General features: G+C 65.6%; 11 protein-coding genes. 8 read left to right on the top strand and 3 right to left on the bottom strand.

Features of this window, described 5'->3' with window-relative positions; all coding sequences use genetic code 11:
* Positions 1-3 precede the first annotated feature (3 nt).
* The 3 genes from HKW67_RS08725 to HKW67_RS08735 are packed head-to-tail and all read left to right on the top strand — an operon-like array spanning position 4 to position 3,765.
* Positions 4-1,260 (top strand): ABC transporter permease, encoded by a 1,257-nt coding sequence (locus tag HKW67_RS08725; RefSeq protein ID WP_171225016.1) that lies wholly within the window; start codon positions 4-6, stop codon positions 1,258-1,260.
* Between the two features lie 9 nt (positions 1,261-1,269).
* Positions 1,270-2,514: an ABC transporter permease gene (locus HKW67_RS08730; protein WP_171225017.1), complete on the top strand. Its 1,245-nt coding sequence runs from the start codon at positions 1,270-1,272 to the stop codon at positions 2,512-2,514.
* 3 nt (positions 2,515-2,517) lie between these two features.
* On the top strand, positions 2,518-3,765 hold the full coding sequence (locus tag HKW67_RS08735; RefSeq protein ID WP_171225018.1) for an ABC transporter permease: 1,248 nt from the start codon (positions 2,518-2,520) through the stop codon (positions 3,763-3,765).
* Positions 3,766-3,775: 10 nt separating this feature from the next.
* Here HKW67_RS08735 and HKW67_RS08740 read toward each other — a convergent pair whose 3' ends face one another.
* The 3 genes from HKW67_RS08740 to bchI are packed head-to-tail and all read right to left on the bottom strand — an operon-like array spanning position 3,776 to position 7,581.
* A complete protein-coding gene (locus HKW67_RS08740; RefSeq protein WP_171225019.1) occupies positions 3,776-4,648 on the bottom strand; it encodes a DUF3623 family protein in 873 nt (290 codons plus the stop codon).
* Positions 4,641-6,557 carry a magnesium chelatase subunit D gene (locus tag HKW67_RS08745; RefSeq protein ID WP_171225020.1) on the bottom strand — a complete coding sequence of 639 codons (1,917 nt, stop codon included), beginning with the start codon at positions 6,555-6,557 and terminating at the stop codon, positions 4,641-4,643. Before HKW67_RS08745 ends, HKW67_RS08740 begins: the two co-directional genes overlap by 8 nt.
* Complete coding sequence (gene bchI / locus HKW67_RS08750) at positions 6,538-7,581, bottom strand: magnesium chelatase ATPase subunit I (RefSeq protein WP_171225021.1); 1,044 nt, start codon at positions 7,579-7,581, stop codon at positions 6,538-6,540. The genes HKW67_RS08745 and bchI overlap by 20 nt, the downstream gene beginning before the upstream one ends.
* A gap of 372 nt (positions 7,582-7,953) precedes the next feature.
* On the opposite strand from bchI, the gene HKW67_RS08755 reads away from it, so the two are divergent.
* From HKW67_RS08755 to bchZ, 5 genes are all read left to right on the top strand, one after another.
* On the top strand, positions 7,954-8,964 hold the full coding sequence (locus tag HKW67_RS08755) for a methyltransferase (RefSeq protein ID WP_171225022.1): 1,011 nt from the start codon (positions 7,954-7,956) through the stop codon (positions 8,962-8,964).
* 104 nt (positions 8,965-9,068) lie between these two features.
* On the top strand, positions 9,069-10,037 hold the full coding sequence (bchC, locus tag HKW67_RS08760) for a chlorophyll synthesis pathway protein BchC (RefSeq protein ID WP_171225023.1): 969 nt from the start codon (positions 9,069-9,071) through the stop codon (positions 10,035-10,037).
* Complete coding sequence (locus HKW67_RS08765) at positions 10,034-11,050, top strand: chlorophyllide a reductase iron protein subunit X (RefSeq protein WP_171225024.1); 1,017 nt, start codon at positions 10,034-10,036, stop codon at positions 11,048-11,050. The genes bchC and HKW67_RS08765 overlap by 4 nt, the downstream gene beginning before the upstream one ends.
* 13 nt (positions 11,051-11,063) lie before the next feature.
* Complete coding sequence (gene bchY, locus HKW67_RS08770) at positions 11,064-12,677, top strand: chlorophyllide a reductase subunit Y (RefSeq protein ID WP_171225025.1); 1,614 nt, start codon at positions 11,064-11,066, stop codon at positions 12,675-12,677.
* Entirely contained in the window at positions 12,677-14,128 is a 1,452-nt protein-coding gene (bchZ, locus tag HKW67_RS08775; RefSeq protein WP_171225026.1) for a chlorophyllide a reductase subunit Z, read from the top strand. The genes bchY and bchZ overlap by 1 nt, the downstream gene beginning before the upstream one ends.
* Positions 14,129-14,234: the final 106 nt, after the last annotated feature.

The raw sequence follows: 14,234 nt of genomic DNA on the forward strand, positions 1-14,234 counted from the left end.
CGTATGAATCGATTCTTACTGGTCTTCGAAGGCGTTGGGATGGCGCTCGAGTCCATCCGGTCGAACAAGGTGCGCGCGGCCCTGACTATCGCCGGCGTGGCCATCGGTGTGTTCGTGGTTGTTGCGATGGGCGCCGTCGTGAACGGCATTCGCGCGTCGTTTCAGCAGGACCTCGAACAGATCGGCGCGACCACGTTTATCGTGCAGCGACGGAGTTCGGGCATCAGCGGGTGCGATGGTACCGACGAGAAGTGCCCGGATCGGAGCAACCCGCCGATCTCGTTTGCCGAATGGGACATGATCAAGCGCATTCCGGGCGTCGAGAATGTCATCGGGGTGCTTGGCGGCCAAGGCAACTTCGCCTATCGGAACAGCCGCGTGGACAACGTGGGCTATGACGCGTACAGCGTGGAATGGCCATCGGTCGACGCCTCGGATATTTCCCCGGGACGCAATTTCACGCGCGCCGAGTACGACGCCGGACAGCCGGTGGTGCTCGTGAACGACACCCTCAAGGCGCAGTTGTTTGGCGAGTCGGAAGCGATCGGTAAGCAGATCATGATCAGCGGCCGACAGTTCACGGTGATCGGCATCTACGCGCCGAAAGCCGGCTTTCTGAAGTCACTGGAGGGAAAGGGTCCCGACACCCCGCGGGCGATCATTCCCATTCAAGCGGCCGTGCGCAGTCTCGATGTATGGCGCAACAATCTCAGTCTGTTGGTGCGTCCGTCGAAGTCGGTGACGCAGGGCGAGGTGATGGACGAGGTACTGGCATCCATGCGCGCGCGCCGCGGCTTGCGCCCGGGCGACCGCGCGACGTTCTACCTGGTCGAGCAGGATCGCCTGATGGATACGTTCAACCAGCTCTTCGGCGCGATCTTCGCCGTGGGGTTGGCGTTGTCGGCCGTGGCGCTGCTGGTCGGCGGTGTCGGCGTCGTCGCCATCATGATGATCTCGGTTACTGAGCGCACGCGTGAGATCGGTGTACGCAAGGCGCTTGGTGCGACGTCAGGCACGATTCGCTGGCAGTTCCTGGTGGAGGCGGCCACCATGACCAGCATTGGGGCGTTCGTCGGCCTCGGGCTTGGCGCGTTGCTCGCGTGGGTCATCCGTACGAACACATCGATTCCGGCCACGCTCCCCGGCAGTATTGTAGCCACCGCACTCATCGCCAGCGCGGTCACGGGCGTTGCCTTCGGCATGCTCCCGGCGATGCGCGCGTCGCGGCTGGACCCGGTGGAGGCACTCCGGCACGAGTAGCCGCTCACCATGCGCTTCTCCGACATCATCCGCCTGTCGCTCCTGCAGCTGCGCGTGAACCCCATGAGAACGGCGTTCACCCTGCTGGGCATCGTGGTGTCGGTCGGTTTTCTGGTGGCGGTCGTGGCGATCATCCAGGGGATGAACGCGTATGTGAAGGAGAACATCGCCGACGCGATGATCGGCATGAACACCTTTCAGGTCCGACGGTTGCCGATCAGCCTCGGGCTCTTCACCGACGACCAGTTCCGGCTGCTGCAGCGGCGCCCGCGCGTGGATGAGCGCGACGCTGCGGCGGTTCGCGAGGCACTCCCCGACGCGCTGGCGATCTCGCTGCAGTCCGGTTGGCCGACACCGCAAGCGGACGTCGTGTGGCGCGACCGCACAATTGGCAGCGTGCAGATCTTCGGCGTCACCGCCGGCTATCAGGTCGTGCAGGACTATCGCTTCACCGAAGGACGGCCCCTCAGCGACATCGACGTGCGTGAGCGGCGCAATGTGATCGTGGTCGGTGCCGATATCGCGCAGAAGCTCTTTCAAGGCGCGTCCGCCATCGACAAGGATGTGCGCCTGATGGGGCAACGCTACACGATCGTGGGCGTGGTGGGGCGGAAGGGCCGCGTGCTGGGGCAATCATTCGACGGCTTTGCCCTGATGCCGATTTCCGCTTTTGAAGCGATCTACGGGCGACGGCAGAACACGACGATCTCGGTCAAGATGCGCGAGGCGACCGAGGTCGGCCCGGCAATGGCGCGCGCGCAGGAAGCCATGCGACTCGCGCGTCGCTTGCGTCCATCCGATCGCGACAACTTCGATGTCGGCACCGCCGATGCGCTGGTCGATTTCTGGAAGCAACTCACCAAGGTGCTCTTCGCCGTGGTCCCCGCCGTCGTGGCGATCGGTATTCTCGTGGGCGGCATCGTCATCATGAACATCATGCTGATGGGCGTCACGGAACGCACGCACGAGATCGGACTGCGGAAAGCCGTGGGGGCGACATCGGCCGATGTGCGACGGCAGTTCCTCGCCGAGGCGGTGGCGCTGGCGATCTGTGGTGGTCTACTCGGTGTCGCCGCAGGCTGGGGTCTGGCCGCCGTCATCGCGGCGTTCTCTCCGCTGCCCGCCCGCGTCTCGCTGTGGAGTGTCGGTCTGGCGCTGTCACTTGGTGCCGGCGTTGGCGTGCTGTTTGGCGTGTACCCGGCCTCGCGAGCCGCCAAGCTCGATCCGATCACCGCCATGCGCGCGGAGACCTGAGTCGTGAGCCTCCGAGTCGGTGCATTTGGCGAGAACCTGCTCATCGCGTTCGATGCGATTCGGGTGAACAAGCTGCGCTCGTCGCTCACGATTCTCGGCGTGGTCATCGGCGTGGCAACCGTCATGGCGATGGCCGCCATCGTGGAAGGCATCCGCTCACAGATCGTGACGACGATCGAGGTCGCGGGGCCCACCACGTTCTACGTGATGAAGAAGTTCTCGCAAACGCCGCTCAATCCGGACAACCTCCCGAAGGAGGTGCGCATCCGTCCGGATCTCTCGGAAACCGAGGCCGAACGACTGCGCCGGCTGCCGGAGATCGCGTACGCCTCTCTGTGGGCACAAACGCTGGCGCGCATCGAATCGGAAGGTGTGCGTTCACAGTCGATGGCCATCTTCGGAGCCGACGACGGCTTCACCCGCATTCAGGGCGGCGAACTGGTGGAGGGCCGCTGGTTTACGCGCAACGAGCTCAGTTCTGGAGCACCGGTGGTCGTGCTTCAGGATGAAACGGCGCGTCGTTTGTTCGGACGCGAGCGCATGCTGGGACGGCAGGTACAGATTGGTGGGCGTCCGCTGGTCGTGATCGGACTATGGCAGGAACCTGGCAACATCTTCGCACCGCCCGGGCAGGCCGTCGGCGCGGTGGTGCCATACAAGTTCATGGCCCGCAGCTACACGATCGACAAGACCAACGCGCTCTGGATTCCGGTCAAGCCACGGGCCGGTGTGAGCGTGGCAGATGCGCAGGGCGCGGCAGTGATGGCGATACGCGAAATGCGCGGCCTGCGACCAGGCAGTACGAACAGCTTCGACCTGGTGACACAGGACCAGATCCTCGACACGTTCAATGGCATCACGAGTGTGTTCTTTCTCGTCATGATCGTGCTGTCCGGCGTGGCCCTGCTGGTGGGCGGCATCGGGGTGATGGCCATCATGACGGTGTCGGTGACGAGCCGCACCCGCGAGATCGGTGTGCGCAAAGCCCTGGGCGCGACACGCAACGACATCCTGCTGCAGTTTCTCATCGAGGCCTGCACGCTGACGGGCATCGGCGGGCTGATCGGAATTCTCGTCGGCCTCGCGCTTGGCCGCGTGGCGTCCTTTGCGCTCGAGATCTCGGCGCCAGTGCCCGTGTCGCTCACGGTGATTGCCGTCGTGGTGTCGGTCGGCATCGGCATCATCTTCGGGCTGGTGCCAGCCCGCCGTGCGGCAAGGCTCGACCCGATCGAATCATTGCGCCACGAGTAGACCGCCCGACTCAGTATCCGCGCACGTCGAGAAAGGCTTGCCAGAACGGCAGCGAGACGGGCGTACCGAGCACCGCGAGTTCGAGCACGCCAAGTACGCCCAGGACCGACAGCAGCATCATGCCTTGCCGTCGTAGTGGCGAGGGGTCGCGCAGCGCATGGATGATGGTACGCAGCGTGAAGGCGATCAGCAGCGCCACCGTGATCGGGAGCAACCAGCTGTTGCGTTGCGGGCCGAAGTATGACTCGAGATAGGCGAGCGGCTCCGGGAAGAATCCGCGGCCGGGATTCTCGACGCCGAAGAAAATGTTGATGCTGGCCGCTTGATGCGTTGCCCAGAAGAGCACGAGCGCCCACCAGCCCGCGCGATTCACACGACGCGCCGTGAGATAGCCCGTAATGGCGAGCACCCCCAGCATCGCGAGCTGATACCAGAACATCGACAACACGGATCGCACCGCCAACGACCAACTCGGCGATTCGGCGGGAATCGGCACCATCAACGACGCCGGCCCCACCAACCATCCGCCGTAGAAGGCCACTTGGACCCACGTCCACAGGAACGCCGCGCCCAGGAAACTGCGCCGCGCGCCGGACGCGGTCCCACGGTCGCGTTCGAGATACAGCAGCCACGCTCCCCAGACCGCCATCGCACTCGCCAGCACCAGACCGAGCACGCGCGTGCCCGTGGACCGTTCGAGCGCGAAAATAAGTCCGGTTGCCGCCCACCAGAAAAACACGACGACCACGAGCGAGCGCAGCGCCACGCGGACGGACGTTTCACGGGTCGCGATATCGGTGTCGTACAACATCGACGGATGTCGCACGCGTACCAGCGACTGCCAGGACCACATAGTGCGCGGCGCCACCGGCGTCTCATGCACGATCAGATCCCTCAGCCATTTGCATGGCGGTACGTACCAATCCACCCAGCGCCTTGGCATTCGCCGCCGGCAGCAGGACGTACCGCGCGCGCATCGCGTCGGCCACGCGACGCGCGACCGGTTCGCCACGCGCGGACGTATCCACGAACAGCGCCGGAATGTGCTGTTGGGCAAAGCGCGCGCTGGCCGCCAACGCATCACGCTCGGCACCAGGACGCCCCGGCGTGCCATCTCGCGCAATGTTCGCGCGACCATCCGTGAGCATCACCACCAACGGCGCACTCCCCGCACGCTTGGCGCCCAAGGCTTGCTCGAGCGCCGCCTCAATGGCGTGCGCCAGCGGCGTCCCGCCACCGCCGGGCAGTGCCGCCAAGACCTTCTTGGCCCGGGCGAGGGCACGCGTGGGCGGCAACAGCAACTCGGTGTCCTTTCCTCTGAATGCGATCAAGCTCACGCGATCGCGCCGCGCGTAGCTCTCAGCCAGCAGCATCTCGACGGCGCCCTTTGCCTCCGCAAGTCGATTCAGTGCCGAAGAGCCCGAGGCGTCGACCACGAACAAGACGGTCGTGCCGGTCTTCTCGATATACCGACGAATGCGGAAGTCTTCACGACGAATGTTCACGCGCGGTCGCGCCTTTGTCGTCGGCGTCGCCGACAACAGCGCCGCTGCTGCGGCCTGCTTGAGTCGTGCACGCTGCCACGGTGCGGCGGCCCGCAGTGTCTCCAGCAAATGCAACCGGGCGCCACCACGTGGCAGTCCACTGCGCGACCCGCGTGGACGACCGCGCAGCATATTCTGCTTTTCCGCGCCGACGCGTCCTTGCATCGAGCCACCGCTCACCTTCTCCAACAGCTGCGCGAGCATGCCCGGCGGGAGCGCTGACGTCACCGCTTCCCGCAGTACGTCGGTGCTGCTCGACGGCGGCGACGGCGCATCATCGTTCTGCTCCGACTCGTCGGAATCCGCGTCGGGCGGTTGCTGGTCGGGCGGCGTGGGCGGCTCCGGCGCGTCGGCGGACTCGCCGTCCTTCGCGGAGGGTGGCTCTGGCGGCGACGACGGTGGCGGCTCACCCGGCTGCTCGTTGTCGTTGGCCGGCTCCTCGGGCGGCGGCGGCAGTCGCGTGGCACGAGGTGCCAGCACCAGTGCTGCGGCGACCTCGGCGTCGGCCTCGGTGATCATGAGCCGTCCGTGCAGGGCCGCATGCGCACGGGCACAGCGCAGCGCCATCAACGGTGCACGCACCGAGTCGATGCCGAACGCGTCGGCCGTTTCACAAAGCGCGGCAATCCACGAGTCGTCGACACTCACCGACATCACGCGATGCCGCGCGTCACGGGCCTGACGTTCCCAGGAGGCGACGGCGAGTTCATCGGTGTCATCGAGCAATGCTTCGGACGCTGATCCGCGCATGCGCACGACGAAAGCCAGTCGATCGCGCAGCGCATCATGCACGGACTCGTCGTCGATCGACTCGTCCATAACGATGGCACAGATGCGGGCGGCGTGGTGCTCACCGATCCCGTCGCGCGCCACCTGCACTTCCGCATAATCGAGCACTTCACACAGCGCCGTACGCGCCGCGACCGAGAGTCGTTCGGCCATCGGCACGACGATGACGCCGCCGTCGGCCGCCGCCAGCACACCACGCTCGGCCACCAGTGTCCCGGTGGATAGCGTCGCGGCGAGATCGACGCCACCGTACAAGCGATCGGGCGTCACACTCGACGGCACGCGGCGGAGCGGCGCGCCGTCGGGGAGCGCGCGCTGGACCAGCAACGAAAACGACCGCGCCTGTTCGTGCAGCGGATGATCGAGCATCGCGCCGCCCAGCCCGCGCGCATCGACCGCCAGCAGCAACGCCGTCAGCGCGGGGCCACCGCGCGGCAGGTCAGCGACCGCCGACGACATCGCCCCACAACTCCGCGATGGCGCGCTCGACGCGGGTGGTCGACCCGGCATCGTCGAGCACATTCCGGCGCAGCCGATGACGGAGCGCCATCGGCGCGATCCGGCGCAGATGCGTGAGTGTCACTGCTTCGTCACCGTCGTACGCGGCCATCGCCCGCGAGGTACGCAGCAGCGTGAGCTCGCCGCGCAGGCCGTCGGTGCCGAGCTGCGAACAGAGCGTCGCGGCGCGCTCGAGCACTTCATCCGACACGACCAACGCGTCGAGTCGCGCCCGCGCTTTCTCGAGATGGCGACGGACCTTCGCGTCGGCTTTGTGCCAATGCGTCATGAACGCCACCGGATCGCGATCGAACGCGTCGCGGCGCTTGATGACGTCGATGCGGGTTGCGATGACCGTCGGCGTGCGCACGTCGACGGCCAGACCGAACCGATCGAGCAACTGCGGGCGCAACTCGCCTTCTTCCGGATTGCCGCTGCCGACGAGCACGAAGCGGGAGGGGTGGCGAATGCTCACGCCTTCGCGCTCCACCACGTTCTCACCGGTCGCCGCCGCGTCGAGCAACAGGTCGACCAGGTGATCCTCCAGCAGGTTCACTTCGTCGACGTACAGGAAGCCGCGATGCGCGCGAGCCAGCAGTCCGGGCTCGAAGGCCTTTTCGCCGGTCGTGAGTGCCTTTTCGAGATCGAGCGCCCCCACCACGCGATCTTCCGTGGCGCCGAGGGGAAGGTCGACGACCGGGACGGGAGCAAGCGCGGTCTTGGTGTGACCTCCCGATACCGCGCGCGCCTGACACTCATCGCAGCGGGCCCCGTTGGCCTGCGGGTCACAGCCGTAGCGGCAGCCGGCCACCACTTTCATGGGCGGCAGCAGCCCGGCGAGGGCGCGCACGGCGGTCGACTTGCCCGTACCACGATCGCCGAAGACCATCACCCCACCGATCGAGGGGTCGACAGCCACCAGCAACAATGCCAGCTTCATCTCGTCCTGGCCAACGATCGCGCTGAACGGAAAGACCGGTCGCATGCGGACTCAAAAAGGTTCGTGAGGCGGTCATGACGTGACCAATCCCCCATCCCCGACGATAGGATCAGGGACTCGGCGTCGCAAGAGCTTTACAGTCATGTGTACACTTTTCTTGACACTCCCGATTCCGCTGCTTATCCTCGGCCCGTGAACCCTCCCGAGCAGGCCCTGACGGCCCCGCAGGCACCGGCCTTGGCAACCGAGCGCCCTAGAACGCCAAGCACCGCGCAGTCCGCCCATGGACTGGGCGCTGTTGCAGTCGCGCCTCCGCCCGCTTGGCACGAGCGGATTCGCGACCGCTTCAACGCGCTCGTCGCGACCGACCGGTTCCAGCGATGGAGCGCCCGATTCCCGCTCACCCGTCCAGTGACGATGCGGCGATCCCGGGCGTTGTTCGATATCGTGTCGGGGTTTGTCTACACCCAGACGTTGCTCGCCTGCGTGGAGCTCGACCTGTTCGCCTATCTAGCGGGCAGCGCGCGAACGGTGGATGAGATCGCCGACCATACGAACCTCTCGCGGGCGAGTACCGAGCGGCTGCTCAATGCGGCCGTGTCGCTTCGACTGCTGATGAAGCGCCGCCACGGCCGCTACGCGCTCGGTGCCCTGGGGGCGCCGCTGGTGGGAAACACTGGCGTACTGGCGCTCATCCGGCACCACCGGATGGCGTATCAGGATCTCAGCGATCCGGTCGCCCTGCTGCGCCAAGGTGCGGATTTCCGCACGGAACTCTCGCGCTACTGGTCGTACGCCGACGCCCCGCGCCCGCAACAGATCGACGACGCCCGCGTCGCGGCGTACTCCGAGATCATGGCCGATACGCTCCCGCCCGTCGCCCATGACGTCCTCGATGCCTATGACCTCTCGAAGCATCAGTGCCTGCTCGATGTAGGTGGTGGCGAGGGGGTGTTCCTGTCGCTGGTCGGCCAGAGGCACCCGGCGCTGCAGCTGCGCCTGTTCGATCTCCCCGCGGTAGCGGCGCGCGCGAAGACGCGGCTCGGCCAGGCCGGCTTTGCGAATCGGGTGGACTGCCACGGCGGCAACTTCCACGCGGATGCCCTCCCCGTTGGCGCCGACGTCATTTCCTTGGTCCGCGTGCTGCTCGACCATGACGACGAGTCGGTGTTGCGTCTGCTCAAGCGGGTGAAGGCGGCCCTGCCCAGTGGTGGCGTACTGCTCATCGCCGAAGCGATGGCCGGCGTTCGCGGGGCCGAGACGGTGGGCGACGCCTACTTCTCCTTCTATCTCATGGCGATGGGGAAAGGCCGGGCGCGCCGGGCGTCTGAGCTCCACCAGATGTTACAGGCGGCCGGATTCCGGCGCAGCCGCGAGGTCTCCACACGCTTCCCGATCCAAACGGGACTCATCGTCGCCGACGCCTGACGAATAGCCGTTTCTGCGTGGCCGGCGGTGCAACGCCGGGTGAATCCCGACAAATCCACTTCATCAACGTTGACAGCCTCTGGTGTCAACAACACGTTACACTTGTGAAGACCACTGCCGTCGTTTTCGAACAGCCTCAACAGCTATCCGTGCGCGAGCTAACCCTGGTGCCCGCCACCGAGACCGATGTGCTGGTACAGATGCGCTGGTCCGGCATCAGCACGGGTACGGAGCGGATGCTCTGGACGGGCACGATGCCGCCCTTCCCCGGCCTCGGCTATCCGCTCGTGCCGGGCTACGAAGGCGTTGGCGAGATCATCGACGCCGGCCCGGAGTCTGGTCGGGCCATCGGTGAACTGGTGTACATCGCAGGCTCGCGTGGTTTTACCGACGCGCGCGGGCTGTTCGGTGGGCAGGCCTCGCTGGTCGTCGTCCCCGGCGCCAAGACCGTGGTGCTCGACGCCGGGCTCGGTGAACAGGGCGCCTTGTTTGCGCTCGCCGCTACGGCGCACAACGCGCTCTGTGCGGTGGCTCCCGGCGTGTCACCGCGCGACGTCCCGGAACTGTTGCCGGAACTCATCGTCGGCCACGGGGCACTCGGTCGACTCATCGCACGACTGGTGGTACTGTACGGTGGCAAGCGGCCTACCGTGTGGGAGATCAACCCGGTGCGGATGGACGGCGCGCGCGGATACGATGTGATTCACCCCGATACCGACACGCGCCGCGACTATCGCACGATCTGCGAAGTGAGCGGGGCGAATGGCTTGATCGACGCGCTGGTCGCCCGCATGGCCCCCGGCGGCGAGATCTGCCTGGCGGGCTTCTATAGCGAGCCCGTGAGCTTCACCTTTCCGCCCGCGTTCATGCGACAGGCACGCTTTCGCATCGCGGCGCAGTGGAAAGAGTCCGACCTGCAGACGATTGCGGCGCTGGCCAACTCAGGAGCGCTCGCGCTCGACGGGTTGATCACGCACCGCGAAGCAGTTTCCCGTGCTGCCGACGCCTATACGACCGCGTTCGGCGATCCCCACTGCGTCAAGATGATCCTCGACTGGAGAACGGCTGCATGAGTGACAACGGTACCAGCTCCACCAACGGCGCCCTGCATCAGCTGCACTCCAGTGTGCGCGATGAAGCCGCTACCGCTCCCGACGCGGTGCACACCGGTCCGGTCACCAAGGAGACGCAGATCATCGCGATCTACGGCAAGGGCGGCATCGGCAAGAGTTTCTCGCTGGCCAATCTGTCGTACATGATGGCGCAGCAGGGGAAGAAGGTCCTGCTCATCGGCTGTGACCCGAAGAGCGATACGACGTCGCTGCTGTTCGGCGGTCGCGCCTGCCCCACCATCATCGAAGTGTCATCGCGCCTGAAGCTCGCGGGCCAGCAGGTGTCCATCAGCGACGTCTGCTTCAAGCGCGATGGTGTGTTCGCCATGGAGCTCGGCGGTCCCGAAGTGGGCCGCGGCTGTGGTGGACGCGGCATCATTCACGGCTTCGAGATTCTCGAGAAGCTCGGCTTCCACGAATGGGGCTTCGACTTCGTGCTGCTCGACTTCCTGGGTGACGTGGTGTGCGGTGGCTTCGGCTTGCCGATCGCGCGCGACATGTGCCAGAAGGTGATCGTCGTCGGCTCCAACGACCTGCAGTCGCTGTACGTCGCCAACAACGTGTGCTCGGCGGTGGAGTACTTCCGCAAGCTCGGTGGCAACGTGGGCGTGGCCGGCATTCTGATCAACAAGGACGACGGCACCGGTGAAGCCGAAGCGTTCGCGGAGAAGGCGGGCATCCCGATCCTCGCGAAGGTTCCGGCCAACGACGACATCCGCAAGAAGAGCGCGAACTACGAGATCATCGGCTTCCCAGGCGGTGAGTGGGGCCCGTTGTTCGGTGAACTCGCGCAGGCCGTCGCCGACGCGCCGCCGGTGCGTCCGAAGCCGCTCACGCAGGACGAACTGCTCGGACTGTTCGCGGCCAGTCAGGTCGGTGGCAACGTCGTGCTCGAACCGGCCACGATGTTCGACCTCGTCGGTCGTGAAGAGGTGACCAAGCCGTCGCTCGAAGTCGTGTACGACACCGTTTGATCACGAGGCTGTCATGAGCAATCACTCCAGCGGCGAAATCGTATACGACGACGCGGGCAATACGCCCACGGCGAACGATGCCGACCAGCCCACGTCACGCGTGCTGCCTGTCATCGACGGCAGCGCGATCAACACCGCCGCGACCGCCGCCGACGGACTCGGATGTCACGCCGGTGCCGACGAAATGTTGGCCGCCGCGAAAGCGGCCGGGAAGAGCGAAACGCTCGACCGCTACGCCGCCGACTACCCGAAGGGACCGCACGATCAGCCGCAGAGCATGTGCCCGGCGTTCGGGTCCTTGCGCGTCGGACTGCGTATGCGCCGCACGGCGACGATTCTGTCGGGCTCGGCCTGCTGCGTGTACGGCCTCACGTTCACGTCGCACTTCTATGGCGCGCGACGCACGGTGGGCTACGTCCCGTTCAACTCCGAGAGCCTCGTGACCGGCCAGCTGTTCGAGGACATCCGCGATGCGGTGTTCAAGATGGCGGATCCGGCGCTCTACGATGCGATCGTGATTACAAATCTCTGCGTGCCCACGGCGTCGGGCGTTCCGCTGCAGTTGCTGCCGAAAGAAATCAACGGCGTGCGCATCATCGGCATCGACGTGCCGGGCTTTGGCGTGCCGACGCATGCCGAAGCGAAGGACGTGCTGGCTGGTGCCATGCTGCGCTATGCGCGCACCGAGGCCGAGCTCGGACCGGTGGCCGCGCCGCGCGCCGGCGTGAGCGAGAAGCCGACGGTCACGTTGGTCGGAGAGATGTTTCCCGTGGATCCGATCGGCATCGGCATGATGCTCGAGCCGATGGGACTCGCGGCCGGCCCGGTGGTGCCGACGCGTGAATGGCGCGAACTCTATGCCGCGCTCGACTGCGTCGGCGTGGCCGCGATTCATCCGTTCTACACGGCGTCGTATCGTGAATTCACCGCCGCCGGACGTCCGATCGTAGGCTCCGCGCCGGTCGGCTATGACGGCACCGAAGGATGGCTCGAAGCGATCGGACAGATGGCCGGCGTGTCGCGCGATCACATCGATGCGGCCAAAAACAAGTTCCTGCCGATGATCAAGGGTGCCCTCGCCAAGATGCCCATCAAGGGTCGCATCACGATGTCGGGTTACGAAGGCTCGGAACTGCTGGTGGCGCGACTGCTGGTGGAGAGCGGCGCCGATGTGCGTTATGTCGGCACCGCCTGCCCACGCACGCCGTACAGCGAAGTCGATCGTGAATGGCTCGCGGCCCGCGGGGTGCACGTGCAGTACCGCGCGTCGCTCGAACAGGACCTCGCGGCGTTGCATGAGTTCAAGCCCGACCTCGCCATCGGCACTACGCCAGTGGTACAGAAGGCGAAGGAGATGTCGGTGCCGTCGCTGTACTTCACGAACCTGATTTCGGCGCGTCCGCTGATGGGGCCCGCTGGTGCCGGATCGCTCGCCACCGTGGTAAACGCTGCCCTCGGCAACAAGGCGCGCTTCGACACGATGACCGCGTTCTTCGAGGGCGTCGGTACGGGCTTCGCGAGCGGCGTGTGGGAAGACGTGCCGCAGGATCATCCCGAGTTCCGCGATCACTACAAGCGCCATCTCGCCAAGCTGGCGAAGGCGCGCAAGGCGCAGGAGATGGTCTGATGCTGGTGCTCGATCATGATCGCGCTGGTGGGTACTGGGGTGCGGTGTACGTGTTCACCGCGATCAAGGGATTACAGGTCGTCATCGACGGACCGGTGGGGTGCGAGAATCTCCCGGTCACCTCGGTGCTGCACTACACCGACGCGCTGCCGCCGCACGAGCTGCCGATCGTCGTGACCGGCCTGGGCGAAGACGAACTCGGACGCAACGGCACCGAGGGCGCCATGCGCCGTGCGCACAAGACGCTGGACCCCGAACTCCCCGCCGTCGTGGTGACCGGTTCGATCGCCGAGATGATCGGCGGTGGTGTCACGCCGGAAGGCACGAACATTCAGCGCTTCCTGCCGCGCACCATCGACGAAGATCAGTGGCAGGCCGCCGAGCGTGCGCTGTACTGGCTGTGGACCGAGTACGGATTGAAGAAGGGAATCGCGCCGAAGCGTCGCGAGAAGAAGGAGGGCGACAAGCCGCGCGTGAACATCGTGGGCACCATCTACGGCTACTTCAACTCGGCCAGTGACCTCGCGGAGATTCGCCGCTTGGTGGAAGGGATCGGCGCCGAAGTGAACATGGTCTTCCCGATGGGCAGTCATCTGGAAGAAGTGCCGCGCTTGGTCGATGCCGATGTGAACGTGTGCATGTATCGCGAGTTCGGCCGCATGTTGTGCGAGGCCTTGGAGCGTCCGTATCTCCAGGCGCCGATCGGCTTGCACAGCACGACGAAGTTCTTGCGCACGCTGGGCGAGATGCTGGGCCTCGACCCCGAGCCGTTCATCGAGAAGGAGAAGCACACGACGATCAAGCCGTTGTGGGATCTCTGGCGCAGCGTCACGCAGGACTTCTTCGGCACGGCGAGCTTCGCGATCGTGGCGAACGAAACGTACGCCCGCGGCGTGCGCCACTTCCTGGAGACGGAGATGGGACTGCCCTGTACGTTCGCGTTCTCACGCCGTCCCGGGGTGAAGCCCGACAATCAGGCCGTGCGCGAGGCCATCCGCACCACACCGCCGCTCATGATGTTCGGCAGCTACAACGAGCGGATGTATCTGGCGGAAACCGGCGCGCGCTCGATGTACATCCCGGCGTCGTTCCCGGGGGCGATCATTCGTCGTCACCTAGGCACGCCGTTCATGGGCTACTCCGGCGCGACGTACCTGATTCAGGAAGTGTGCAACCAGCTGTTCGACGCCTTGTTTCACATCCTGCCCTTGGGCACGGACATGGACAAGATCGACGCCACGCCCGCGCGCATGCACAAGGAGCTGCCTTGGGACGACGAGGCCAAGAGCACGTTTGATGAAATCGTGGAGACGTATCCGATCCTGATCCGCATCAGCGCCGCCAAGCGCCTGCGTGATCTGTCGGAAAAGGATGCACGAGACCTAGGCGACGGTGTGGTCACTCGCGATCACGTCCTGGCATCACGAAGAGGCCTAGCCGGCGTGAGCTGAGCTGCACTCCCTCCTTGAAAACGAACGCGGGACGCAAACGATGTTTGCGTCCCGCGTTCGTTTCCGCGCTGTGGACTCTTAGCGCTTTTTACTCTTAGCGCTCTTT

Source organism: Gemmatimonas groenlandica (genome assembly GCF_013004105.1).
GTDB lineage: Bacteria > Gemmatimonadota > Gemmatimonadetes > Gemmatimonadales > Gemmatimonadaceae > Gemmatimonas > Gemmatimonas groenlandica.

Coding starts and splice junctions, on each gene's coding strand:
- HKW67_RS08725 (WP_171225016.1), top strand. CDS start 4: ATGAATCGATTCTTACTGGTCTTCGAAGGCGTTGGGATGGCGCTCGAG.
- HKW67_RS08730 (WP_171225017.1), top strand. CDS start 1,270: ATGCGCTTCTCCGACATCATCCGCCTGTCGCTCCTGCAGCTGCGCGTG.
- HKW67_RS08745 (WP_171225020.1), bottom strand. CDS start 6,557: ATGTCGTCGGCGGTCGCTGACCTGCCGCGCGGTGGCCCCGCGCTGACG.
- bchI (WP_171225021.1), bottom strand. CDS start 7,581: ATGCGACCGGTCTTTCCGTTCAGCGCGATCGTTGGCCAGGACGAGATG.
- HKW67_RS08755 (WP_171225022.1), top strand. CDS start 7,954: ATGCGGCGATCCCGGGCGTTGTTCGATATCGTGTCGGGGTTTGTCTAC.
- HKW67_RS08765 (WP_171225024.1), top strand. CDS start 10,034: ATGAGTGACAACGGTACCAGCTCCACCAACGGCGCCCTGCATCAGCTG.
- bchY (WP_171225025.1), top strand. CDS start 11,064: ATGAGCAATCACTCCAGCGGCGAAATCGTATACGACGACGCGGGCAAT.
- bchZ (WP_171225026.1), top strand. CDS start 12,677: ATGCTGGTGCTCGATCATGATCGCGCTGGTGGGTACTGGGGTGCGGTG.